Source organism: Aeromonas sp. s7(2024), assembly GCF_040907825.1.
Taxonomy (GTDB): Bacteria; Pseudomonadota; Gammaproteobacteria; order Enterobacterales; family Aeromonadaceae; genus Aeromonas; species Aeromonas veronii.
In genome coordinates this window covers 201,530-226,385 of record NZ_JBFOCM010000037.1, presented here as the reverse complement: position 1 = coordinate 226,385, position 24,856 = coordinate 201,530, and the positions used below count along the sequence as shown (strand labels likewise).

Here is a 24,856-nt window from a genome sequence, read left to right as displayed (position 1 = left end):
GGAAACGCAAAGAGGCTCCGAAGAGCCTCTTTTTGTTTCCGTGTCTGAACCCGACTCAGCCCAGCAGTAGATAGAGCTGATGCGCCGCCACACCGGCGCACAGGCCGCCGATGGTGTGGGCGACGATGGCGCGGGAGGTGAGGTGGCGATAGCCGAGGGCATCGAGCATGGCGGTGTGGGTGCTCAGGAAACCGCTCCAGCACATCCCCATGGCGGTAAACACCGCGACCTCGTTACCAGTGATCCACCCCTTGGCGATAAAAGGGGGCACCAGCGACATGGCGGCACCGACAGCACCGAGCGAGGTGGCCGGGAAAGCGACCAGCTCCGGCTGCTGGAAACCGAACAGCAGGTCAAACAGCCAGCTCACCTTGGCGGCCAGCACCGGCAGCAGGGCAACCCCCTGAAACGCTTCGCCGGTATAGCCCTTGTCGCCGGGGCCGAAGGTGAGCAGCATCACGAAGGTACTGATTATCAGCACCCCGGGGATCACCGCCATCCCCAGCTCCACGCCAGATTTACCGCCATCGAGCAGAGAGTTGAGGATCCGCAGCCAACCGGGAGCCACCTCTTTGGTCACCCCTACCTTGCGGCCGTCGGACGATACAGCGTCATCGTTCAGCACTTCCCCCACCAAAGGGCGGATCATCCGCTGCATCAGTCGGGTAGAGACCACCGAGCCCACCAGAGCACCGAGCAGCCCGATCAGCGCCGCGCTGGCGGTGGATTCACCGCTCGGCAGTTGCAGGGTGGCCATAAAGGTGACCACGATCAGCCCCATGCCGAAGGCGGTGCCGAAGTTGGTGAGCGACACCAGTTGCCACGGAGTGAAGCCTTTGCGAAAGCGGCTGTCCTTGGCGAGGCTGATCACCGCCGGGTTGTCGGAGAAGAAGGTCATCAGCGCCGCCAGGGCGGTGCGACCGGGCAGGCGAAACACCGGCTTCATCAGAGGGGCCAGCAGCACCTCCAGCAGGCGGATCACCCCGAACTCGCTCAAGAGCTGGCTCAGGGCACCGGAGAGTACCGTGATCCCCATGATAAAGAGCACGGTATTGAGCAGCAGCTGGTGGGCGGTATTGAACAGGGTGTTGACCATGGCAGAGAGGCCCATCTGGCTGCCAAGGTAACCGAACAGGCTGCCGAGAATAAGCAGCACCAGCACGGGTTCCATCCAGTTTCGAATGGCGGCAAGTCGCCCCTTTGACTCTATAACTACATGATTTTCCATATCTATCCTGCGGTTCATCTGTGCGTGTGTGGTTGTTTTTATGGTTAAAAAATGGCTGCGCCAAATAGAAAAAAGCCCTTGTCTTGCGACAAGGGCTTTTTGAATTGGCTCCTCCTACTGGACTTGAACCAGTGACATACGGATTAACAGTCCGCCGTTCTACCGACTGAACTAAGGAGGAATTGTAATTGGTGCCCAGAGACGGAATCGAACCGCCGACACGGGGATTTTCAATCCCCTGCTCTACCGACTGAGCTATCTGGGCAAATGGTGCCGGCTACCGGAATCGAACTGGTGACCTACTGATTACAAGTCAGTTGCTCTACCTACTGAGCTAAGCCGGCACACTTTAAACCATTGTGCATGAACAAATTTTTTATTTCATTGCACCAAAATTGGTGCCCAGAGACGGAATCGAACCGCCGACACGGGGATTTTCAATCCCCTGCTCTACCGACTGAGCTATCTGGGCGTGGGCGCTATTAAACGGATTTTAAGGCGGATGGTCAACGGGAAATTTCACTTTTTGTCTCGTTCGTCTCTTTTTTGCGCAACATCGTCCATTTCTGCCACTTCTTCGGCACAGGCCGCGCCTTTTCGCCCCCAGACTCTGGGTTCCTCCCCCTTGAGCAGGCGGGAGATGTTCTCGTGATGGCGGATCAGGATGAGGCAGGAGAGCAGGGAGACTGGCAGGGTATATTCGGGTTTGAGCAGGTAGGTAAAGAGCGGCGTCAGCAGCACGGTAATGATGGAGGCCAGCGAGGAGTAGCCGCTCACCAGCAGCGCCAGCAGCCAGGTGCCAATCACGGCGCCCCCCATGGTAAAGCCGATGGGCATCATGGTTCCCAGCGCCGTGGCGACTCCTTTGCCACCACGAAAATGAAAGAAGATGGGGTACATATGGCCGAGGCAGGCGGCGACCCCGATAAAGCCGAGGTAGACGGGTTTGATCTGCAGATACCAGGCGAGATAGACGGGCACAGTGCCCTTGAGCACATCGAGCAACAGCACCACCAGCGCCGCCATCCGGCCACCGAGGCGCAGCACATTGGTTGCCCCCGGATTGTGGGAGCCATGATCCCGCGGGTCGGGCAGACCTGTGCAGCGGGAGACCAGCACAGCACTGGATAGTGAACCACCCAGGTAGGCCAGAATAATCATCAAAATCGTCAGGGCCGTCATCTTGGTCGTTTTTACCACGATATGAATGGGGTATGATGCGGGCCACATACGCTGGCATGGGCCCATGCCCACCCAGAGCGCCTCGGCAAGCCTGTTGCCCGGCCAGCATCCCTGCGCTGTCATCACAGCCCATCAAGAGTAAAGAAGAAGTACAGTCATGGACAAGGTGTTTATTCGCGGACTCGAAGTTTTGACCACCATAGGTGTATATGAGTGGGAGAAGGGCATTCGCCAAAAGCTCCGTTTTGACCTCGAGATGGGGTTCGACAACCGCCCCGCGGCAGCAACCGACGACATCAATCTGGCACTGGATTATGCCGACCTCTCCAACAAGATTTGCGAGCATGTCACCGGCAAAGTCGTTGAGCTGGTCGAGACCATGGCCGAGCAGGTTGCCATGCTGGTGCTCGCCGACGAGCGGGTACAGTGGGTCAAGGTGACCCTCACCAAGCCGGGCGCCGTGCCCAATGCCGCCGGGGTCGGCGTCGAAATCCTGCGCCATCGCACACCAACTGCGAGCAGCAACTGATGACCACCATCTATATCAGCCTGGGCTCCAACATCGAGCGAGAGCGCCATATTCGCGCCGGGCTCGATGCCCTGCACGCCGAGTTTGGCGAGCTGCGGGTCTCCCGGGTATTCGAGAGCGAGGCGGTCGGCTTCAACGGCCGCCCCTTCTACAACCTGGTGGCGGCTGCCGAGACCGATCTGCCGCTGACCACCGTCTGCCAGCGACTGCGGGCCATGGAGTTCGCCCACGGCCGCGAGCCGGATGCCAAGAAGTTCGCCCCGCGCACCCTGGATCTCGACCTGCTGCTCTATGGCGATCTGGTCTGCGACACCCCGCTGGTGCTGCCGCGCGGTGAAGTGCTCACCAACGCCTTCGTGCTCTGGCCGCTGGCCGAGCTGGCCCCCAAACTGCGCCACCCCGTCGATGGCCGCACCATGGGCGAGCTGTGGCAAGCCTATGACAAGGCCTCCCAGCAGCTGTGCCCCATTCCCTTTCACTGGGAAGCGTGCGAATTGCAGCATCACTGATCCGCAAGGGCGCCTCACGGCGCCCTTGTTGTTTGCACGGACAGGGTTGCTTATCACGGATAAGAAAGTGTCATTGGGCCTGACCCTGCGAGGCTGGCAGGATAGCGCCCACTACAGGAGAACCCCATGCCACTCGATACCATTCACCACTTCAACTGCCAGCTGCTGGCCGAACTGCCCCACCAGCGCTATGAGCATGAACCCATCCTCGACTACGCCACCGATGAAAAGGTCAAGGCCCGCCTCGGCTGGCAGGCGGAGTTCAGCAAGACCCTGTTTCTCAAGTTCAAGGATGGCCGCTTCGCCCTGCTGCTGACCCACAGGGACGGACGGCTCGACAACAAGGCGGTCAAGGCCGCACTCGGTGCCAAGCCCTCCATCTGCACCGCCGAAGAGATGCAGGCGGAGATCGGCTGCCTGCCGGGAGCGGTCTGCCCCTTCCTGCCCCGTGCCGATATTCCGCTACTGGTAGACCCACAACTGCTCAACCACACCGCCTTCACCTGGACTCCGGGCCACCCGGAGCAGACCTTTCTGCTGGCGACCGAGCATCTGGCCGAGGTACTGGCGCAGCTCCCCTGCGAGGTCAGCTATCTGCCCGCGCCGACGGCGTAGCCCCATCGCGCGCCAGCTGGGCGAAGATCAGCGCCGCCAGCATGGAGAGCAACCCGACACAGAGGTAGGTTAGGTGGAACCCGGCCAGCCACTGACCCTCGGCCACTAAGGTGCCCGCTGAGGTGCCCGCCGAGAAGAGCCCGAGCAGGCTGGCGGCAATCGCCACCCCCAAACTCATGGAGAGTTGCATCACTACCGAGAGCAGACCGTTGCCACTGCTGGCCAGGGTCGGGCTGAGATCTTGCAGCGTGAGAGTGTTCATGGCGGAGAACTGCAGCGAGTTGATGGCGCCGAAGATCGCCAGCCAGCCCAGCAAGACTCCGTAAGGGAGCTGATTGTCGATGAAATAGAAGCTGGCGATCATCGCCCCCAGTAGCAGGGTGTTGCCGATCAGGATGCGGCGATAGCCCACCTTCGGAATAAGCTTGTTCACCAGCGTCTTGGTCAGCATGGCGCCAATCACGGTGGGGATCATGGTCATCCCCGCCTTGCTCGGGGAGAAGCCGAGCCCCAGCTGCAGAAACAGCGGGGTGAGGAAGGGCATGGCGCCGCTGCCAAGGCGGGCAAACAGGTTGCCCCAGATGCCGATGGCAAAGGTGGCGGTCTTGAACAGACTCAGGCTAAAGAGCGGCTGCAGTGCATTGGCGGCATAGAGCCAGTAACTCGCCATCGCCGCCAAGCCGAAGATCAGTGCAAACAGCGCCCAACCGGTGGAGATGCTGTGCTCCCCCAGCCCTTGCAAGCCGACCGACACCAGCACCATGCCGACGCTGAACATCACAAAGCCCTGCCAGTCGAACCGGGCGGTCTGCTGCCGCAGCTCCGGCATAAAGTGCCAACTGGCGATAAAGCCGAGCAACCCCACCGGCAGGTTGATGAGAAATACCCAGTGCCAGCTCGCCACTTCCACCAGCCAGCCACCGAGCGCCGGCCCCATCAACGGGCCGAGCAGCCCCGGAATGGTAACAAACGACATCACCCGCAGCAGCTCGTGCTTGTCATAGACCCGCAGCACCGCCAACCGTCCCACCGGCATCAGCAGCGCACCGCCAATCCCCTGAAGCACCCGGGCGGCCACCAGCATGGAGAGCGAATTGGAGGCGGCGCAAGCCAGCGAACCGAGGGTAAAGAGCGAGATGGCAGCCAGATAGATGCGGCGGGTGCCGAACCTGTCAGCCAGCCAGCCGGAAGCCGGGATCAGCAACGCCACCGTCAACATGTAGGCAATGATCACCGACTGCATCTGCAGCGGGCTCTCTCCCAAGGTCTCGGCCATGCTGGGCAAGGCGGTGTTGAGAATGGTGCCATCCAGCGCCTGCATAAAGAAACCGACCGCCGCCAGCAGGGGCAGCCACTTGCGCTGGGCATCTGTCACTGTGTGGCTCATAGCCACCTCCATTATTTTTGCGGGGGAGCGGCGGCGGTCAGGAAGAGATCGACACAACTCAGGGTCCAGGCATCCTGCTCGGCAGCGCTCTGGGTCAACGGCAGACCCAGCTCACGGAGCATTCGCTCCTTGCCCTGCCACATCAGCAACAGCTGCAAGGCGGCCTGTTCGCTGTCTTGATGGCACAGCAGGCCTTGCTGCTTCTGCTGCTCCAGCCAGTTGGACAGCATCTTGGTCACATAGAGCGGGCCCGCCTCGAAAAAAAGGGTGGCCAGCTGGGCATCGTTGCAGCTGATGCAGGTGCGAAAGATATTGATGGCATCATCGCTCAGGATCAACTTGCGAAAGCTGCGACCAAAGGCAATCAGGCTCTCCCGTACGTTGTTGCCACGCAGCAACACCTCCGGCATCAGCTCGCTGCTGACGCACTTGCTGCCCACCGCTTCGGCAAACAGCGACTCCTTGTTGGCAAAATGGCTGTAGACCGTCTGCTTGGAAACGCCCGCTTCACTGGCCACCATGTCCATGCTGACCAGATGCAGACCGTGCTGACAGAAGAGCCGCCCGGCAGCATCGAGGATCGCAGCCCGCTTCTGCTGACTACGGGGTGAAATGTTCATTTTTCCTCCACAATCAAACTGGACAGTCTAGTTTCGAAAAACTAGACTCACCGGTGTGATTTGATGTTATGTCAACCAGAGGATGATGTCATGACACTTTGCTTAATCCTGCTGGCGCTGTTACTGAGTGGCTGCAGCCCGGTCACAGAGTCAGAAGAAACACCCGCCCTGACCCGGGTGATCGCCCAGCCGCTGCAAGCCAGCGATCACTACCCGGTGCTGCACCGCTTCAATGGCCGGGTGATCGCCCCCGAGCACAGCCAGATAGGCTTCGAGCTTGCAGGGCGGATTGCTACCCTGCACAAAGGACGCGGAGAGCCGGTAGCGGCCGGCGAGCTGCTCGCCACCCTGGATACCCGGCTGCTGGCAGTGGAAGCCAAAGAGCTGGCCGCCCGGGCCGCCCAGAACGAGGCCGAGCTGACCCTTGCCCGGCAGACGCTCGAACGACTCACCGCCCTGCGCCAGCAGCAGTTCAGCTCCCGTCAGGCGCTGGATGAACAGCAAGGCAAAGTCCGCATGCTGGAGGCAAGCGCCAACCAGCTGGCCGCCGCCCTCGAAGCCAACCGGGTCAAACAGGAGAAATCACAGCTGCGCGCCCCCTTCAACGGGATTGTGGTCAGCCGCGAGCAGGCATTGGGGGCCGTGGTGGCCGCAGGCCAGCCTCTCTTCTCCCTGACCCGCAACGGCCAGTGGGAGGCCGATATCGGCGTGCCGGTGAAACAGGCCGAGACCCTGATCGTCGGCCAACACTACCCCCTGCAAAGCGGGGAGCAATCAGTGGAGGCGCGCCTGCTTAATCTGGGGGTACAAGTGGACGGGCAGACCCATACCCGCACCGCCCGCTTCCAGCTGACCCGGGGCGGCGAACAACTGGCAGAGGGGCAACTGATCACCCTGTTGCATCAGACCCGCGAGCCCACCCGCGCCTACGAAGTGCCGCTCACCGCGCTGACCCAGGGGTTGCGCGGCAGCTGGACCCTCTATCTGCTCAACGACGAAACGCCACCCCGGGTGGTCAGTCGGGACGTCACTCTGCTGCAGCAAGATGGTGAGCGGGCCTGGATCAGTGGTGCCCTGAATGGACAAGAACAGCTGGTGACCGATGGCCTGCATAAACTGGTGCCGGGCCAGCAGGTCACCCTGACCACTAGCGTGGATCATCAGGCAGGCCATCCGGAGCCACAGTCATGATCCGCCCGTTTATCGAGAATGGCCGCCTGCTGCTGTTGACGGTCGCGCTGCTGCTGACAGCCGCCCTTGCGGCATTGCAGACCCTGCCCAGAACCGAAGATCCCCAGCTCACCAGCCGCTTTGCCAGCGTGGTTACCCACTTCCCCGGGGCCAGTGCCGAGCGGGTGGAGGCGCTGGTGAGCGAGCCCATCGAGAACCGGCTGCGGGCCCAGAGCGAGATCAAGCTGATCGAGTCGAGCTCTCGCCCCGGTCTCTCCATCATCAATCTGGAGCTCAAGGATGAGGTCAGCGATGTCGAGCCCGTCTGGTCCAGAGTCCGTGACCGGCTGGCAGATCTTGCCGCCGAACTGCCAGCCGGCGCCAGTGCCCCCAAGCTGGATGACGAGAAGGGCTACCCCTTCACCCGGCTGGTCAATGTGGTCTGGCGCGGGCCGGGCCAGCCGCAGCTGGATCGCCTCGCCCGCTACAGCGTCGAGCTGGAACGCCGGGCTCGCCAGCTGCCGGGTACCGAATACGTCGAGCGGGTCGGGGCACCGCAGGAGGAGATCGAGGTGCGATTCGATCCCCTCGCCCTCAGTGCCAGCGGCATGAGTGGCGAACAGCTTGCCCAGGCGCTGAGCGGTGCCGATGCCAAAGTGGCCGCCGGGGAGTTGCAGGGCAGCCACAATCGCTTTCAGGTGGAGATCCGTGGCGCCCTCGATACCCTGGAGCGGATCCGCCAGATCCCGCTGCGTACCGGCGAGCAGGGCCAGACCCTGCGCCTTGGCGATCTGGCCGAGGTAAGACGTACCCTGCACCAACCGGAGAGCCAGCTGGCCTTTGCCAATGGTGAACGGGCCGTGGTGGTCGGCCTGCGCATGGCACAGGATCACCGCATCGACCTCTGGTCGGCACAGGTCGATACCATGCTGGCCCAGCTGCAACAGGACTTGCCGGATAATATCGGCCTCGTCACCAGCTTCGATCAGCAGCGGTATACCGATCAGCGGCTCGACACCCTGCTCATCAACATTGTGCAGGGCTTCCTCATCATAGTGGCAGTGCTGCTGGTGACCTTGGGGGTCAAGGCCGCCATTATCGTGGCCCTGTCGCTGCCGCTTACCGTGGCGTTCTCTTTCGCCTGCATGAACCTGATCAATCTGCCCATTCACCAGATGTCGGTCACCGGTCTGGTGGTGGCGCTCGGGATCATGGTGGACAACGCCATCGTCATGGCGGATCGGGTGCAGTATCAGCGCCGCCACGGCATGGCCATGAGTGCCGCCGCACTGGAAGCCATCGGCCACCTCTGGCTGCCACTACTGGGCTCCACCCTCACCACCATGCTCGCCTTTATGCCGATCATTCTGATGCCGGGCCCGGCGGGCGAGTTTGTCGGCGGCATCGCCTGGGCGGTGATCTGCTCGCTGCTGGGATCCTACCTCATCGCCCACACCCTGGTGGCTGGCCTCGCAGCCCGCTGGATTGGCAGTGACCAAGGGGGACGCTGGTATCAGGATGGCTTGCACCTGCCCCGGGTGAGCGCACGTTTCCAGCAGAGCCTCGCCATGGCGCTGGCTCACCCCTGGCGAATCCTGCTGTTGGTCAGTCTGCTGCCCCTGCTCGGTTTCTGGGTGGCGGGCCGCCTCACCGAACAGTTCTTTCCCCCTGCCGACCGGGACATGATCCACATCGAGGCCAGCCTCTCCCCACAGGCGAGCCTGGCGCGCACCCGCGAGCTGGCACTGGGGATCTCCGCCGAGCTGGACAACCTCCCCGAGCTGGTTCGCCAGGACTGGGTGGTGGGCGACAACGCACCCAGCTTCTACTACAACCTGGTGCCCAGAAAACAGGGGCGGGCCGATTACGCCCAGGGGATGATCACCCTGCAGGATGCCGATGCTGCCGAGCGGCTCATTCCACAACTGCAGCAGCGGCTCGATGCAAAATTTCCCGAAGCGCAGATCCTGGTGCGCAAGCTGGAACAGGGGCCGCCCTTCAATGCCCCGGTCGAGCTGCGGATGTTTGGCCCCGACCTTGAACAACTACACCGTCTGGGAGAGGAGCTGCGCAGTCTGCTCGCCAATACCCCGGCCGTGGTGCAGACCCGCGCCACCTTGCAGGCAGGGGCACCCAAACTCTGGTTGCAGGTCGATGAGGAGGCCGCCCGACTGGCAGGCATGAGCCTGACAGATGTTGCCTCCCGGCTGGCGGGTGCACTGGATGGCAGGTTGGGCGGCACTGTGCTGGAAGGCACCGAGTCAATCCCGGTTCGGGTGCGACTGGCCGAGCCCTTGCGTCAGGATCCGGATGCGCTGCTCAATGTGCCGCTGTCGCTCACCGGCACCGGCCAGCAAGGGGCAGCCAATCTCACCTTGCGGGCGCTGGCCACTCCCGAGCTGCTGCCAAGCTGGGGGGAGATCAGCCGTCGGGATGGGGAGCGGGTCAATGTGCTGGAGGCCTATCTGGCGGTCGGCGTACTGCCGCAAACCGTGCTGGAGCAGGTCAAAGAGAGGCTGGCCGCCAAGGCGCTGGCGTTGCCGCCGGGCTATCGACTGGAGTTTGGCGGGGAAGCCGCCAAGCGGGATGAATCGGTGGGTAATCTGATGGCCCATGTCAGCCTGGTCGCCGTGCTGCTGGTGGCCGTGCTGGTGCTCAGCTTCAACTCGTTCCGGCTGGCAGGCATCGTCACCCTGGTGGCGATCCAGTCGGCGGGGCTCGGGCTGCTGTGGGTCTGGCTGCTGGGGTACCCCTTCGGGTTTACGGTGATCATCGCCCTGCTGGGGCTGATGGGGCTGGCCATCAACGCCGCCATCGTCATTCTGGCTGAGCTGAAGGCAGACCCGCTGGCACAGCAGGGCAATCTGCCGCAGATCCGCGATTTGGTGGCCGGTTGCAGCCGCCACATCGTCTCGACCACCATCACCACGGTGGGCGGCTTCATCCCGCTATTGCTGGGGGGCGGCGGCTTCTGGCCCCCCTTTGCCATCGCCATCGCCGGTGGCACAGCGCTGGCGACCCTGCTCTCGTTCTACTTTGTGCCGGTGGCCTTTGTGTTGTTCAACCGCCGCCGCCCTGACCCGGTACAGGAGAGCTGCAACGCGCAAGATCAGTTGTCGGGCTGACCCAGCATGGCTTTGAGCCGCTCTTCCAGAGTGGGCTCGGGGGCCTTGAGGGTCGCCATAAAGAGCTGCTCGATACCGGCCTTGTCCTGACTTTTCACGATAAACACCAGTCGGGACTGGGCCTTGCCCTCCGGCCACTCACCCAGTGCCTGCAGCGGATAGAGCTGGCCGTGGACGCCGTGGATCACCACCGGCTGGCTCTCCCCTTCCAGCTGCAAGATCCCCTTGAGGCGCAGCAGGGCATCGCCATATTGGGCCTGCACCGCATCGATGGCAGCCAGCAGGCGAGAGGGTTTGAGCGGCTCGCCGATACGCAAAGAGAAACTCTCGATGTTGCCGTGCTCGAAGTGGGTGGGCGCAGCTGTGCCCACCTTGGCGGCGAACGGTTGCATCTTCGGCTGCATCGGTGACGCCAGCCCCTGCTTGGGGGATTCGGTGCGCAGCCAGGCCAGCAGCTGGCGCACATCGCGCCCCGCCGCTTCGTTGTAGGCGCCGAGCTTCTCCAGCACCGCTGGCGACAGTTCGCCATTGGTCACCTGCTGGATCGGGGCCGCTGGATTGAGGGCCGCCAATTGGGCTTCGACCCGCGCCAGCTGCTCGTCCTCCACCAGATCCCCCTTGCTCACCACCAGCAGATCCGCCAGCGCCACCTGTTTCACCGCTTCATATTGAGCCGCCAACTGCTGCTCGATATGGCCGGCATCCACCACGGTGACAGTGCCATCGAAGCGGTAGCGCTGGGCGATAAAGCCCTCTTCGCGCAGGGTAAATAGCACGGGGGCCGGATCTGCCAGACCGGTGGTCTCGATAATCAGCCGCTTGAACGGTTTGATCTTGCGCTGGATGGCCTTCATAAAGAGCCCCTGCAGCGCCTCCACCAGAGAGCCCTGCACCGAGCAGCAGATGCAGCCGGAATCGAGCAGCATCACCTGCTCATCCACCTGTTGCACCAGATGGTGATCCAGCCCCACCGAGCCGAACTCGTTGATCAGCACGGCGCACTCACCGAGCTCCGGCTGCTTGACCCAGTGGTTGAGCAAGGTGGTCTTGCCGCTGCCGAGAAAGCCGGTCAGCAGGGTCACTGGGATACGGGTATCTTGCATATCGGTCATGTCAGATCCTTACCGGTTGGCAAACAGGTCGCTGAGCCAGCGGTTTTCAAAGCGGCCGTGGGGGTCGAGCTCAGCTTTCAACGCCACGAAGTCGTTCCAGCGCGGCAGCAGGGCCGGGAAATCGTAGAGATCCATCGCCAGATGCTTGCCGAAGTGGGGGATGCCGCCAAGGGGCGCCAGCAGTTGCTGCAGCTCGCGCATCTGCTCCATGGAGCCGTTGACGAAGGTGCCGTCCGCCGCCAGATAGACCAGAAAACCGATCCAGCAGACCGGCTGGCCGTAAGCAGCACTGAGCCAGGCCTCGGAAGGGCCAGTGCAGCGCAGGATAAATGGGTAGTGCAACACGCCGGGATTGGCCTGCTGCCACGCTTGCAGGGTCTCCAGCGCCTCGTTCATGCGATGCAGCGGCACCGCCACTTCGCAATTGATCTGGGGCGCTGGGATCCCTTTGCAGAGGATCTGGTAGACGTTGCCCACCAGATCGGAGGCATCCTTGAAGCGGCGCACCGTCTCGAAGTGCTCACCGGCCAGCGCCTCATCCTTGGTATCTTTCGCCATCTTCTGCAGGGTGGCATCTATGGTGGCGTTCATGCGGGCGTCGATATCGCCATCCAGCAGCAGCGGCTCGCTGCCACCGGCACGATAACGGGCAACCTCCTCCTCGGAGGCGGGATCCACCAGCCAGATGTGGCTCTCGCCGGTCCAGGCAAACCACCAGCTCTTCACAAAGCCGTGCTCGCGGTTGAGCCGTTCGTTGTGCTCCAGGAGGAAGGGGTAGTCGGTGGTGAACTTGGTGCAGCGCATAATGCGGTTGGACACGGTGCGCAGGGTGACGTCGAGCAGGATGCCGAGCATCCCCATCCCCATCACGAAGGCGCCGAAGCGCGGGTCACTGCGATCCACCCGGATGATGTCGCTATTGGCCAGCATCACGGTCAGGGCCTCCACCGCATCGCAGAGGGCAGACTGGTGCAGCCCCTGACCGTGGGTGCCGGTGCTGAGGGCGCCGCCCAGGGTCTGGATGCCGATAACGCCCGGGGATGCGGGCAGCATCCGCTCCATGGCGATCAGCTCGGCATAGACGGTATCGAGGGGCGTCCCCGCCTGATAGGTCACGGTATCGGCAGTTTTCGCCAGCTGGCCGCGCAGGTGGTGCAAGTCCACCAGCAGCGCCTGACTGCCCTCGGCATAGACGCTGTGGATGGGTTCGAAGGAGAGGCCGGAGCCGATAAGGCGCAGCTTGCGCTCGGGGTGTTCCCGCAGCAGCGCTTGCAGCTCGTCACGGGTTTTCGGGCGCCACACCTGATCCAGCGCTCCGAGGGGATTGGTTCTCGACCAGTTGAACAGCACCTCCCGATTACCGATCGCCTTGATGCTGTGAAATGCCTGGAACTGAACCGTCATACCGCGCCTCATCTTTTACTGACGTCAAAATGAGCGCCGATTCTACCGAAAAGTGAGCCACAAGGCATGGAAAACAAGCCCCTGCACTCGAGGGGGGATAGGGATATAGCACTCACCTACCCTGCCAGACGGGAGCGTAGCCGCCCGTCTGTCACCGATAGATCAGGTGGCGTTCGGGATGCCTCGCACCCCATCTGGCTGGCGGGTTTGTGCCTCTTCCGGCAGCAGCTCCTCGCAGAACTGGCGCAGCGGCATGGGGCGGGCAAACAGGTATCCCTGTAAATAATCGACCCCTTTGGCCCTGAGGTAGTCAGCCTGACGCTCGCTCTCCACCCCTTCCGCAACCAGCGCCAGACCCAGCCGAGTCGCCAGATCGATCACGTTGTCCACGATATGTTCCGAGAGCGACTCGGTACCGATGCGGGCGATAAAGGATTTGTCGATCTTGAGGTAATCCACATGAAACTGCTGCAGGTAAGCCAGGCTGGAGTGGCCGGTGCCAAAGTCGTCGATAGCAAGTTTGACCCCCATCTCGTCCAGCTGGCGGAACAGGGAGAGGGTCTGGGGATCTGACATCAACAGCTCCCGCTCGGTCAGCTCCAGCACCAGTACCACCTTGCCGGGGAGGAAATGCCCGAGGAAGGCGCGGCACTCGGCCAGCAGGGCAAAATCGTGGCAATGGGCGGCACTGATGTTGAAGCTGATATGAAACCCATCGGGCAACTGCTCCTGAGAGCGGTTCAACCGTGTCGCCACCTGCTTCATGATATGGGTGGTCATGGGGACGATCAGTCCCGACTCCTCCGCTTGCGGAATAAAGAGATCGGGCCGGATCACTCCTTCATTGACATGTTCCCAGCGCATCAGCACCTCGGCGCCCATCATCTTGCCGTCGTGGCTGGCAATCAGCGGCTGCAGATAGGGAACAAACTCCCTGGCCCGCAGGGCTCGTCGCAACTCATCTGTTGGCGAGCCGGGCCGCCCCAGCACCCACCACACCAGCCAGGCCAGCAAAAGCGAGGAAACCGCCAGCCACGACAGCGCCACATGCCGCGCGGCCCACAGCGACTTCCAGTAGACCGGCATGGCATAACCGGCATGGATGGTGAAAGGATAATGGGATGAGGTGAGGGCCTGGCTGATCCCGCGATGGAGGGTGGGCGCCTCGCTCAGATAGCGGCCCGACTCATTGAGCCAGGCAGACCCCACCTGCAGATAGAGCGCACTGGATTTTCCGCTCATGGAGAGCATGAAGCTGAGCTGGGTACTGTCGATGGCGCTCAAGGCGGCATCCTTGCCCTGCTCGGTGCGCACTACCAGCAGCGGGTGATTTTGCCGCACCCGGTTGCCACTCATCAGCAGCAGCTTGCGGCCGGTGTAGATGGAGCCATCATCGGCATCATTGGCCTCACCAAACAGCGAGGTGCAATTGATGATGCCGTTTCGTACCAGATTGACCGAACGCAGGAAAGGCTCGATGGCGACCTTCTTGCGCAGCACCAGCAGGTTGTCGCGACAGGGAGCATTCACCAGAGGCAGCACGGAGCGATTGGCCTGCTCCGCATGATCCAGCATCGACTCCATCAGGGTTCTGGCCTTGTGGGCCGAGGCGCTAGATTCCGCTTTCAGCTCCTGCACATAATTGCTGTGGATGAGCCAAGATCCCACCAGCAGCGGCAGGGTAAAGACCAGCAAGGCACCGCCGAAGCGTAACCCGGTTCGGGAGAGATCGATCCTGAACAGAAACATAAAGAACCACGCCGCAATTCGTCAGGCCTGCCAACGCAAGCACCCAGTGAACAGATATCCACTTTCCCTCGATAACGATGCCTCATCATTACCGCACATAACCGAACAACATAACCCAAAGCGTTTATAAAACGAACCACCAAACAGGTGGTTGGATCTCTCTAGCAAGGATCGTGCAAACAATCTTCAAAAAAGACGGTGAATAACACACAAATAAATAATGCCGCGTAAATACGCGGCATTATTGGCTTCTTATCGCGCAAATCGCGCAAGAACTCCGTTAAACGGCTTGCTGCAGGATCACCGCATCGGCCTTCTTGGTGTAGGAGGCGATCTCGTTGAAGTTGAGGTAGCGGTAAGTGTCTCCCGCAGTGGCATCCAGCGCCTTGGCATACTGCAGGTACTCCGCCACAGTCGGGATCTTGCCGAGGATGGCGGCAACAGCGGCCAGCTCCGCAGAGGCCAGATAGACGTTGGCACCTTTACCCAGACGGTTCGGGAAGTTACGGGTGGAAGTGGAGACCACCGAGGCCCCTTCCGCTACCCGCGCCTGGTTGCCCATGCACAGGGAGCAGCCTGGGATCTCGATGCGGGCACCGACGCGACCAAAGATGCCGTAGTAGCCCTCTTCGGTCAGCTGATCCTTGTCCATCTTGGTGGGCGGCGCAATCCACATGCGGGTCGGCAGCTCGCCCTGATACTTCTCGAGCAGTTTGCCGGCGGCACGGAAGTGACCGATGTTGGTCATGCAGGAACCGATGAACACTTCGTCGATCTTGTCGCCAGCCACGTCGCTCAGCAGACGGGCATCGTCCGGATCGTTCGGCGCACACAGGATCGGCTCCTTGATGGTGGCCAGATCAATCTCGATGATCTCGGCATACTCGGCATCCTTGTCCGCTTCCATCAGGGTCGGGTTGGCCAGCCACTCTTCCATCCCCTTGATGCGACGGGTGATGGTGCGCGGGTCACCGTAACCTTCGGAGAGCATCCATTTCAGCATCACGATGTTGGACTTCAGGTACTCGATGATCGGCTCTTTATCCAACTTGATGGTGCAACCGGCAGCGGAACGCTCGGCGCTGGCATCGGCCAGTTCGAAGGCTTGTTCCACTTTCAGGGTCGGCAGGCCTTCGATCTCGAGGATACGGCCGGAGAAGATGTTCTTCTTGCCCGCTTTCTCGACGGTCAGCAGCCCTTTCTGGATGGCGGCGTAGGGGATGGCATGGACCAGGTCACGCAGGGTGATGCCCGGTTGCAGTTCACCCTTGAAGCGCACCAGCACGGACTCCGGCATGTCCAGTGGCATCACGCCAGTAGCGGCGGCGAAAGCCACCAGACCGGAGCCCGCCGGGAAGGAGATACCGATGGGGAAACGGGTGTGGGAGTCACCACCGGTACCCACGGTATCCGGCAGCAGCATGCGGTTCAGCCAGGAGTGGATGACGCCGTCCCCCGGACGCAAGCTCACACCGCCGCGGTTCATGATGAAGTCCGGCAGGGTGTGGTGGGTCTGTACGTCGATGGGCTTCGGATAGGCGGCAGTGTGGCAGAAGGACTGCATGGTCAGATCGGCGGAGAAGCCGAGGCAGGCCAGATCTTTGAGCTCGTCGCGGGTCATCGGGCCCGTGGTGTCCTGGGAGCCGACCGTGGTCATCTTGGGTTCGCAGTAGGTACCTGGGCGAATTCCCTTCACGCCGCACGCCTTGCCCACCATCTTCTGAGCCAGAGTGAAGCCTTTGCCGGTATCGGCCACCGGCTGCGGGCGACGGAATACGGTGGAGAACGGCAGCCCCAGCGCTTCGCGGGCCTTGTCGGTCAGGCCGCGGCCGATGATCAGCGGAATACGGCCACCGGCGCGTACTTCGTCGATCAGTACGTCGGTTTTCAGTTCAAACTGCGCCAGCACCTGTTCGGTGCCGTGTTTGCAGATCTTGCCGGCATAGGGGTAGATGTCGATCACATCGCCCATTTCCAGCTTGGAGACATCCACTTCGATGGGCAGGGCGCCGGCATCTTCCATGGTGTTGAAGAAGATCGGGGCAATCTTGCCACCCAGACAGACACCGCCAGCGCGCTTGTTCGGCACGAACGGAATGTCGTCGCCCATAAACCAGAGCACCGAGTTGGTGGCAGATTTGCGGGAAGAGCCGGTACCGACCACGTCACCCACATAGGCCAGCGGGAAGCCCTTCTCTTTCAGGGCATCGATGGTCTTGATGGGGCCGACGGCGCCATCCTTGTCCGGGGTAATGCCGGGACGGGTGTTCTTCAGCATCGCCAGCGCGTGCAGCGGAATATCCGGGCGGGACCAAGCGTCCGGTGCCGGAGAGAGGTCGTCGGTGTTGGTTTCGCCGGTCACCTTGAACACGGTGACGGTGATCTTCTCGGCCAGCTCCGGGCGGGAGAGGAACCACTCGGCATCAGCCCAGGATTGCATCACCTGTTTGGCGTGGACATTGCCCGCCTTGGCCTTCTCCTCCACGTCGTGGAAGGAGTCGAACATCAGCAGGGTGTGGGAGAGCCCCTTGGCGGCAAGCGGCGCCAGAGTGGCGTGATCCAGCAGGTCGATCAGCGGCTGAATGTTGTAACCACCCTGCATGGTGCCCAGCAGCTCGACAGCTTCGGCGGCAGTCAGGATGGGAGAGTGGGCTTCGCCTTTGGCGACGGCGGTGAGGAAACCGGCTTTGACATAGGCCGCTTCATCAACACCGGGGGGAATACGGGAGGACAACAGCTCTTTCAGAAAGTCTTCTTCGCCAGCGGGCGGGTTCTTGAGCAGCTCAACCAGGGCGGCGACCTGCTCTGCATCCAGAGGTTTGGCAACCACGCCCTCGGCGGCACGTTCTGCGACGTGTTTACGGTATGTTTCAAGCACGACTAATTCCTCTTTGGTCTTTTTTTGGGGTTCGCCCACGCTCGCGGCGATCGTCCTTGCGGGACACCCCGTAGGGTGCTCCCCACTATATAAGTTTTAACGACTAATTAAAATCCAAACCCTGTTTACTTATTCACCACAAAATCGTAACCAATTAAACAGGCTGGTATTTTTTGAAAATTAATTGAACGCCCTCAACCAGAGTTAACAAATTGGCATCATTTCAGCATTATTCGAACGTACTGCCCAATTGCAGATAGAAGACGTCATTGCCCCCCTCCGCCATGCCGTAGCCGAGGAACACAGGGCCGAGGAAGCTCTCCACCCCGACATAAACCGACCCGGCGGTAAACGAGCTCTCCAGACTGATATCCTCACCCTTGTTCCAGACCCCGCCCTGCTCCAGAGATCCACCCAGATAGAGCGGCATCTTGAGGGCACCGAAGTCATTGTCTGCCACCCGATAGATGTAACGCAGGCCACCAAACAGGCTGTAGCGACCGCTCAGCTGGTAGCGCTGGAAACCGGAGAGGCGGAACAGCCCGCCCAGATCCTGAATATGCAGCGGCACCACCTCTTCACTGCCCGAGCCACCCCCTTCGAGGATCAAGTTGAGGCTGTGCCTGTCCCATGACCAGGGCTTGATCATCGAGAGCTGATAATTCCAGCCTTCACTGCGCCCATCTGCTGACTCAAGTCCATCCACACTGACATGGGAGTGGCCCAGTTTCATGTCCCATTTCACCCCCTGATAGGGGAAATAGAGGCTATCCAGATTGTCGTGTTCAAAGCGGACATAGGGGCCCCACGCCGTGGCATCCATCTCCAGCCCCTTGAAGTTCTTCACATCAATCGTGCCCAGTTGTCCCTCCAGCCCCATCGACAACCTGCTCCAGGGCTGGCGGTTCCAGCCCACCGCCAGATCGCCGCTGAAGAAGGAGTATTCGGAGTCGAGATAGCTTATCGAAACTATCTCGGGATCAGGATTGGGGAAAAACAGGCGGCGCAGGGTCTGGTCATAGGCCAGACTCGCCTCACCATAGAAGGTCTGGGAGGGTTCGAGCGGGGTATAGAAGTCGGTCTTGATATGTTTGGCCGTGCCCAGCGACGCCTCGGTCAGCCACTCGGCACCCCACTCGTTGACGTTGGTGAGGGTATAGGACATGCCGACGTTGTAGTTGGAGGTGTTCTCGAAGTCATCGGTGAAACCGAACTGGAAGTTGAGGTAGCCCGGCCCCCAGTTCTTCTCGCTGGCGTCCACCAGCAGCACGTTTTCCCCGTCACGCTCCTCCACCTCGTAGGTGATGCGATCGAAGGACTCCAGCGCGTAGAGGCGGCGAATGCCCGCTTCCAGACTCTCGTTGGTCTGCACCTTGTCCGGCCGCACTTTCAGCATGGCGCGCACCGTCTCGTCGGAGAGGCGCGACTTGTTGATGATCTCCACCTTGTCGATGAAGTAGGCGGGCTGACCGCTACGCTCGGCACGGCGGCTCAGCTTCTGGTTGCGATAGGCGTTGTACTGCGCCTTGGTGAGCGACAGCTTATCGAGTTGCAGCGACACCTTGTCAGCCGCTGTCTCACCGATCTTGATCCCCTCGGGCATCCGGGCAAAGTCGGCGATCCCCATATCGCCAAACTCGGGGGCGATCAGAATATCCTTCGGTCCCATCAGCGCCTTCTGCTTGTCGGTGCCCACCTGGGTCATGTAGGTGGTGAGCTGGTCGATCATCGCCAACCCTGACTTGAGGGACTCCCGGGTACGCAGCTTGGCACCGATATCCACCGCGATCACCACATCGGCCCCCATCGCCTTGGCGACATCCACCGGCATGTTGTTGACGCTGCCGCCATCCGCCAGGATGTGCCCCTCCCACTCCACCGGCTTGAGGGCGCCGGGAATGGACATAGAGGCCTGCATCGCCTTGGCCAGGCTGCCGTGATCCAGCACAAAGGGGGTGACCGTCTCCATGTCGGTCGCCATAGCGCGGTAGGGAATGGGGAGATCATCGAAGCTCGCCTGCACCGGCAGGTTGGAGGTGGCCCCCCGCAGCAGGCTGGCCATGGATTGGCCCTGGAAGAAACCGTCCGGCAGCTGGGTGGTGTCGCCATTCACCCCGATGTCGGTGCGCAGCTGATACTGCTCGTTCTGCTGCTTTTTGCGCAGCGACAGCTCGTCGCGGCCCACCTTGTCCTGATACCCCTTGTTCCAGTCGATGGCCAAAGTGGTGCGCTCTACCTCCTCGGCACTGAGCCCCATGGCGTACATCCCCGCCACATAAGAGCCCATGCTGGTGCCGACTATGATGTCGACCGGAATCCGTTTCTGCTCCAGCACCTTGAGGATGCCGATATGGGCAGAACCCTTGGCGCCGCCGCCGCTGAGCACTACCGCAATTTTTGGGCGATCCCCCTGTGCCGCCACAGCCAGCAGCGGCATCGCCGCCAGCATCACCAAAAGCAGACGGGTCCATCCCGCACCTAAGCTGCGCATCATATTTTCCATATTATTCAGAGGGTCAGTCACCAAGGATGGCCTCTACTATAAGGGGCCCGGCAGTTAGCGCAACCGTCAATCCGCATCCCGCCTGTGCAGCATGCCGATGGGGCAAGCCGCCGCCCCTGTGAGCGCAAACGTAATCCGCAAATAAAGGCATCCCCGGGCTCATGAGTGGCAGAGTACGGCCGCTAATATGAGCGTCGTCAATCTCAACCTTTTGAGCACCTTTATGCTGGCAACCCTCACTCTTAAACAGAAAATACTGGCCACGGTCACCCTGGCCGTGGTCGTCTCCTGCCTGCTGGTAGGCTACTTCAGCCAACGCTCGGCCCAGCAACTGATCGAAAACCGGATGTTCGAGCAGGAGCTCCCCAACCTGACCCAGCGGATCAGCAAGGAGATTGAACAGGATCTCCACGGCATCGCCCAGGCTGCCCGCCAACTGGCCACCGACCGCTTCATTCTCGACTGGGTGGATCGGGGCATGCCCAAAGAGCAGGAGCCAATCCTCATCAACCAGCTCAAGGATGTGGCCAATCAGTATGGACTGGTGACCGCCTCCTTCGCCGATCGCCAGACCGCTGCCTACTACAACCAGGATGGCTTTCTGCGCAACCTGACCCCCACGCAAGACGCCTGGTTCTATGACTACACCAAGAGCCAGAAGGAGATGACCCTCAGCATCTTCCGCGAGAGCAACGGCGAGGTGAAGCTGTTCGTCAACTTCCAGCAACTCAACGGGCGCGGGCTGGCAGGCTTTGCCAAATCCCTCGACACCATGGTGACCATGGTCTCCAACTTCCGGCTGGAAGAGAGCGGCATCGTCTTTATGGTCGATGGCAGCGGCAAGGTGAAGCTGCACCCCGAGGCTAATCGCATCGAGCGTGACACACTTGGCAACATTGCCAGCGGTGATACCGGCAGCCTGCTGGCCAAACGCCCCTTTGCCGTCATCAACGCCGCAGTCAATGGCGAGCCCATGGTACTGGCCAGCAGCTATATCCCGCTGCTCGACTGGTATCTGGTGGCCCAGGTGCCGCAAGCCGAGATCTATGCCGAGCTGGATCAGACCCGCAACGAGATCCTGATGATCTCGCTGGTGATTGCGCTGGCCATGGGGCTGATGGGGATGCTGTTGGCAGGCTCGGTCAGCCGCCCGCTCAACGAGTTGGCCCGCCTGTTCAAGGAGCTGGGCAGCGGCGATGGGGATCTTACCCAGCGCCTGAAAGTGGAAGGACGCGACGAGCTGAGTCAGGTCGCCACCGGCTTCAACAACTTCGTCGCTAAGATCCACGGCTCCATCGAGCAGGTGGCGGAGAACTCCCGCCAGCTCGCGGCCACCGCCAACGAGGTGGCCAACAAGGCGCAGCTGACCCAGCACAACTGTACTGCCCAGCGTGACCGTACTGTGCAGGTGGCCACCGCCATCCACGAAATGGGGGCCACGGTGAGCGAGATCGCCGGTAACGCTTCGCTGGCAGCCGAAGTAGCCAGACAGGCCAACGATCAGGCCGATGCAGGGGCAGTAGTGGTAGCGCAGGCGCGCCACGGCATCGTCGACCTCTCCGGCGAGATTGAGCAGGTGGCTGGGGTCATCGAGTCGCTGGCGAGCCAGACCGACTCCATCGGCAGTATCCTCGAAACCATCCGCAGCATCTCGGAGCAGACCAACCTGCTGGCACTGAACGCCGCCATCGAGGCCGCTCGCGCCGGTGAACAGGGTCGAGGTTTCGCCGTGGTGGCAGATGAGGTGCGCAATCTGGCCAACCGCTCCGCCGCCTCGACCGCCGAGATCCAGGGGATGATCAACCGCTTGCAGGAGCAGAGTGCCCGCGCTGTCAGCGCCATGGCACAGGGGCGCGACCAGAGTCTGGAGGTGGTGAGCCAGGCCGATGAGGCCAACGCCGCCCTCGGCCAGATCACCGCCCACATCACCCAGATCAACGACATGAACATCCAGGTCGCCACCGCCACCGAGGAGCAGTCCAGCGTGGTCGGCGAGATCAACCGCAACGTGGAAGATATCAACCAGCTCACCATGGAGACCGCCGATATCGCCCACCAGCTGACCGAGTCGAGCCGCAGCCTGCAGCAGCTCTCCGGTCAGCTGGACAAGCTGGTTGGCAACTTCCGGCTCTGACCCCGACCTTGACCTGAGTCATCAACAACAGAGAGCGCCGTAGCGCTCTCTGTTGTTTTGGTGGCGGCTAATCCGGCATAGCCGTCAGCCCTTGCCATCCCGTTTGCGCTGATACATCAGCTCATCCGCGCGGGTGAGCAGCTCGGCCAGAGAGGCACAACCGCGCCCGTCATAGCAGACAATTCCGGTGCTGCAGGTCAGTGCATAACCGCAACCACTGTGCTGATTGTGCTCGGCCAACATGACATTGAAACGCTCATAAGCCAGTTGCGCCTGCGCCTCCACCACATTGGGCAGCAGGACGGCGAACTCATCGCCGCCCATGCGGGCAAACACGTCGGCGCCACGAAAAGCCTGCTTGAGCAGAGTGGCAAAGGCGATCAGGGCCCGATCCCCTTCTGAATGCCCCCACCTATCGTTGATCCCCTTGAAGCCATTGAGATCCAGATAGAGCAGTGCCAGTGGCATCTGCAAGCGACTGGCCAGCGAGAGGCTCTTCTCCGTCAGCATCACGAACCCGCGCCGATTGGAGATCAGGGTCAACTCATCAATGGTGGCCAGCTGCACTGCTTCTAGCTCGCGCACCACCATCGCAGCCAGATCCTTGAGCAGTCCCACATCCTCGTCGCTCAATTCCCGTGGCACCGTATCGATGATGCAGAGCGTCCCCAGTTTGCAACCGTTGGCGATCCGCAGTGGCTGTCCGGCATAGAAGCGGATGCCGGGCCCACCCACCACCAGCGGATTGTCGGCAAAGCGGGGATCCTGCGAAGCATCCGGCACTATAAAGGTCTCATTGCCCATGATGGCGTGACCACAAAACGAGATGTCCCGGGCGGTCTCACGGACCTCCAGACCAATACAGGATTTGAACCACTGGCGATCTTCATCCACCAGACTCACCAGCGCGATGGGGACATTGAACACCCGTCGGGCCATGCGGGTCAGCCGGTCAAACCGCTCCTCGGCCTCGGAATCCAGCAAAGATAGCCGCCGCAGGGTCTCCAACCGCAATGCCTCATCGGGTGGAATGGGTGCTTCTAGCATCGTGCCTCTCTCGTCAGTGCCAAAACCTATCTTTAGCATATTGGGCTTTGTCGAAGTCGGGGCAGCAAGGAGAAAACAAAAAGCCGCTCATTCGAGCGGCTTTTTAGACAAGCGGGGAAGAAAATTACTTTTTCTTCTTGGCCTTGGAGTTCGGCAGGTCGGTGATGGAGCCTTCGAACACTTCGGCAGCCAGACCCACGGACTCGTGCAGAGTCGGGTGAGCGTGGATGGTCAGCGCGATATCTTCGGCGTCCGCACCCATCTCGATGGCCAGACCGATTTCACCCAGCAGTTCACCACCGTTGGTACCGACGATGGCACCACCGATGACTCGGCCGCTCTCCTTGTCGAAGATCAGCTTGGTCATACCGTCGGAACAGTCGGACGCAATGGCGCGACCGGAAGCAGCCCACGGGAAGGTAGCGACTTCGAAGTTAAGGCCCTGTTGCTTGGCTTCCTTCTCGGTCAGACCAACCCATGCCATCTCTGGCTCGGTGTAGGCGATGGACGGGATCACTTTCGGGTCGAAGTAGTGCTTCTTGCCGGCGATAACTTCGGCGGCAACGTGACCTTCGTGAACACCTTTGTGTGCCAGCATCGGCTGGCCAACGATGTCACCGATGGCGTGGATGTGCGCCACGTTGGTACGCAGCTGCTTGTCCACCTCGATGAAACCGCGCTCGGTCACGGCAACGCCTGCCTTCTCGGCATCCAGCATCTTGCCGTTCGGCACACGACCTACGGCAACCAGCACGTTGTCGTAACGAACCGGCTCGGCCGGAGCGTGCTTGCCTTCATAGGAGACGTACAGGCCGTCTTCGCGAGCTTCAACTGCGGTGACCTTGGTCTCCAGCATGATGTTGAATTTCTTGGCGACGCGCTTGGTATAGATCTTGACGATGTCTTTGTCGGCAGCCGGAACCAGCTGGTCGGCAAATTCCACCACGTCGATCTCGGAACCCAGAGAGGAGTAAACGGTACCCATCTCCAGACCGATGATGCCGCCACCGATAACCAGCAGTTTGCCGGGAACGGTTTTCAGCTCCAGCGCATCGGTAGAGTCCCATACGCGGGGGTCATCGTGGGGGATGAACGGCAGCTTCACCGGACGGGAACCGGCCGCGATGATGGCGTTGTCGAAGGTCACGGTAGTCTTGCCGTCGGCACCTTCCACTTCGAGGGTGTTCGGGCCGGTAAATTTACCCAAGCCGTTAACAACCTGAACTTTACGCATCTTGGCCATGCCAGCCAGACCGCCGGTCAGCTGGTTGATAACCTTCTCTTTCCACAGACGGATCTTGTCGATGTCAGTCTGCGGTGCACCGAAGACGATGCCGTGCTCGGCCAGCGCCTTGGCTTCTTCAATCACTTTGGCAACGTGCAGCAGCGCCTTGGAGGGGATGCAGCCCACGTTCAGGCAGACGCCACCCAGGGTGGAGTAACGCTCGACGATAATAGTATCCAGACCCAGATCGGCTGCACGGAAAGCAGCGGAATAACCGGCAGGGCCAGCACCCAGTACTACGACCTGGGTTTTGATTTCTTTACTCATCATGACCTCTTTGTCGTTCTTATATCCCCGGACAGCGCAGTCTTATACCGAAACGGGTGGCTGCAGCCGTGAAAAAAACGGGGCAAGTTTACGATCATGTTAATGAAATGAG

17 protein-coding genes and 4 tRNA genes are annotated in these 24,856 nt (G+C 61.2%); 6 read left to right on the top strand and 15 right to left on the bottom strand.

The window, feature by feature from the left end:
• Positions 1-55: 55 nt before the first annotated feature.
• The 6 genes from AB5Y73_RS17685 to plsY all read right to left on the bottom strand — a co-directional run bounded on the left by AB5Y73_RS17685 (position 56) and on the right by plsY (position 2,410).
• On the bottom strand, positions 56-1,228 hold the full coding sequence (locus tag AB5Y73_RS17685; RefSeq protein ID WP_042053565.1) for a nucleoside recognition domain-containing protein: 1,173 nt from the start codon (positions 1,226-1,228) through the stop codon (positions 56-58).
• A gap of 105 nt (positions 1,229-1,333) precedes the next feature.
• A tRNA-Asn gene (locus AB5Y73_RS17680) sits at positions 1,334-1,409 on the bottom strand.
• 8 nt (positions 1,410-1,417) lie between these two features.
• Positions 1,418-1,493 (bottom strand) — tRNA-Phe (locus AB5Y73_RS17675).
• Positions 1,494-1,496: 3 nt separating this feature from the next.
• Positions 1,497-1,572: transfer RNA gene (locus AB5Y73_RS17670), tRNA-Thr, on the bottom strand.
• Positions 1,573-1,624: 52 nt separating this feature from the next.
• A tRNA-Phe gene (locus AB5Y73_RS17665) sits at positions 1,625-1,700 on the bottom strand.
• A gap of 47 nt (positions 1,701-1,747) precedes the next feature.
• Positions 1,748-2,410, bottom strand: coding sequence for a glycerol-3-phosphate 1-O-acyltransferase PlsY (plsY, locus tag AB5Y73_RS17660; protein ID WP_181497044.1), 663 nt, complete (start codon positions 2,408-2,410; stop codon positions 1,748-1,750).
• Positions 2,411-2,567: 157 nt separating this feature from the next.
• Here plsY and folB point away from each other — a divergent pair, with 157 nt between their 5' ends.
• The 3 genes from folB to AB5Y73_RS17645 all read left to right on the top strand — a co-directional run bounded on the left by folB (position 2,568) and on the right by AB5Y73_RS17645 (position 4,063).
• Positions 2,568-2,939 carry a dihydroneopterin aldolase gene (gene folB / locus AB5Y73_RS17655; protein WP_042053564.1) on the top strand — a complete coding sequence of 124 codons (372 nt, stop codon included), beginning with the start codon at positions 2,568-2,570 and terminating at the stop codon, positions 2,937-2,939.
• Positions 2,939-3,448, top strand: coding sequence for a 2-amino-4-hydroxy-6-hydroxymethyldihydropteridine diphosphokinase (folK, locus tag AB5Y73_RS17650; RefSeq protein WP_107684303.1), 510 nt, complete (start codon positions 2,939-2,941; stop codon positions 3,446-3,448). Before folB ends, folK begins: the two co-directional genes overlap by 1 nt.
• A gap of 126 nt (positions 3,449-3,574) precedes the next feature.
• A complete protein-coding gene (locus AB5Y73_RS17645) occupies positions 3,575-4,063 on the top strand; it encodes a YbaK/EbsC family protein (RefSeq protein WP_005336108.1) in 489 nt (162 codons plus the stop codon).
• Here the strand turns inward: AB5Y73_RS17645 and mdtD are convergent.
• Positions 4,035-5,450, bottom strand: coding sequence for a multidrug transporter subunit MdtD (gene mdtD, locus AB5Y73_RS17640; RefSeq protein WP_181497043.1), 1,416 nt, complete (start codon positions 5,448-5,450; stop codon positions 4,035-4,037). The two genes, AB5Y73_RS17645 and mdtD, sit on opposite strands and share 29 nt — an antisense overlap.
• 11 nt (positions 5,451-5,461) lie before the next feature.
• Positions 5,462-6,070 carry a TetR/AcrR family transcriptional regulator gene (locus tag AB5Y73_RS17635; RefSeq protein ID WP_005336110.1) on the bottom strand — a complete coding sequence of 203 codons (609 nt, stop codon included), beginning with the start codon at positions 6,068-6,070 and terminating at the stop codon, positions 5,462-5,464.
• Between the two features lie 90 nt (positions 6,071-6,160).
• Between AB5Y73_RS17635 and AB5Y73_RS17630 the strand changes: the two genes are divergently transcribed.
• Both AB5Y73_RS17630 and AB5Y73_RS17625 read left to right on the top strand, forming a co-directional pair.
• On the top strand, positions 6,161-7,261 hold the full coding sequence (locus AB5Y73_RS17630) for an efflux RND transporter periplasmic adaptor subunit (protein WP_181497042.1): 1,101 nt from the start codon (positions 6,161-6,163) through the stop codon (positions 7,259-7,261).
• On the top strand, positions 7,258-10,365 hold the full coding sequence (locus AB5Y73_RS17625) for an efflux RND transporter permease subunit (protein WP_368148288.1): 3,108 nt from the start codon (positions 7,258-7,260) through the stop codon (positions 10,363-10,365). The genes AB5Y73_RS17630 and AB5Y73_RS17625 overlap by 4 nt, the downstream gene beginning before the upstream one ends.
• Here AB5Y73_RS17625 and AB5Y73_RS17620 read toward each other — a convergent pair.
• The 5 genes from AB5Y73_RS17620 to AB5Y73_RS17600 all read right to left on the bottom strand — a co-directional run bounded on the left by AB5Y73_RS17620 (position 10,350) and on the right by AB5Y73_RS17600 (position 19,999).
• Entirely contained in the window at positions 10,350-11,477 is a 1,128-nt protein-coding gene (locus AB5Y73_RS17620; RefSeq protein ID WP_181497040.1) for a GTP-binding protein, read from the bottom strand. The genes AB5Y73_RS17625 and AB5Y73_RS17620 overlap by 16 nt on opposite strands.
• Positions 11,478-11,486: 9 nt before the next feature.
• A complete protein-coding gene (locus AB5Y73_RS17615) occupies positions 11,487-12,881 on the bottom strand; it encodes a D-arabinono-1,4-lactone oxidase (protein ID WP_181497039.1) in 1,395 nt (464 codons plus the stop codon).
• Between the two features lie 162 nt (positions 12,882-13,043).
• On the bottom strand, positions 13,044-14,630 hold the full coding sequence (locus AB5Y73_RS17610) for an EAL domain-containing protein (RefSeq protein ID WP_107684308.1): 1,587 nt from the start codon (positions 14,628-14,630) through the stop codon (positions 13,044-13,046).
• Between the two features lie 280 nt (positions 14,631-14,910).
• A complete protein-coding gene (gene acnB / locus AB5Y73_RS17605) occupies positions 14,911-17,508 on the bottom strand; it encodes a bifunctional aconitate hydratase 2/2-methylisocitrate dehydratase (protein WP_181497038.1) in 2,598 nt (865 codons plus the stop codon).
• Positions 17,509-17,737: 229 nt separating this feature from the next.
• A complete protein-coding gene (locus tag AB5Y73_RS17600; protein WP_181497718.1) occupies positions 17,738-19,999 on the bottom strand; it encodes a patatin-like phospholipase family protein in 2,262 nt (753 codons plus the stop codon).
• 235 nt (positions 20,000-20,234) lie between these two features.
• Here AB5Y73_RS17600 and AB5Y73_RS17595 point away from each other — a divergent pair, with 235 nt between their 5' ends.
• Positions 20,235-22,145 carry a methyl-accepting chemotaxis protein gene (locus tag AB5Y73_RS17595; RefSeq protein WP_181497717.1) on the top strand — a complete coding sequence of 637 codons (1,911 nt, stop codon included), beginning with the start codon at positions 20,235-20,237 and terminating at the stop codon, positions 22,143-22,145.
• An 84-nt stretch (positions 22,146-22,229) separates the two neighbouring features.
• Here the strand turns inward: AB5Y73_RS17595 and AB5Y73_RS17590 are convergent, their stop codons facing one another.
• Together AB5Y73_RS17590 and lpdA are read right to left on the bottom strand one after the other, a co-directional pair.
• Positions 22,230-23,192, bottom strand: coding sequence for a sensor domain-containing diguanylate cyclase (locus tag AB5Y73_RS17590; protein ID WP_107684312.1), 963 nt, complete (start codon positions 23,190-23,192; stop codon positions 22,230-22,232).
• A 124-nt stretch (positions 23,193-23,316) separates the two neighbouring features.
• Positions 23,317-24,744 (bottom strand): dihydrolipoyl dehydrogenase, encoded by a 1,428-nt coding sequence (lpdA, locus tag AB5Y73_RS17585; RefSeq protein WP_107684313.1) that lies wholly within the window; start codon positions 24,742-24,744, stop codon positions 23,317-23,319.
• Positions 24,745-24,856: the final 112 nt, after the last annotated feature.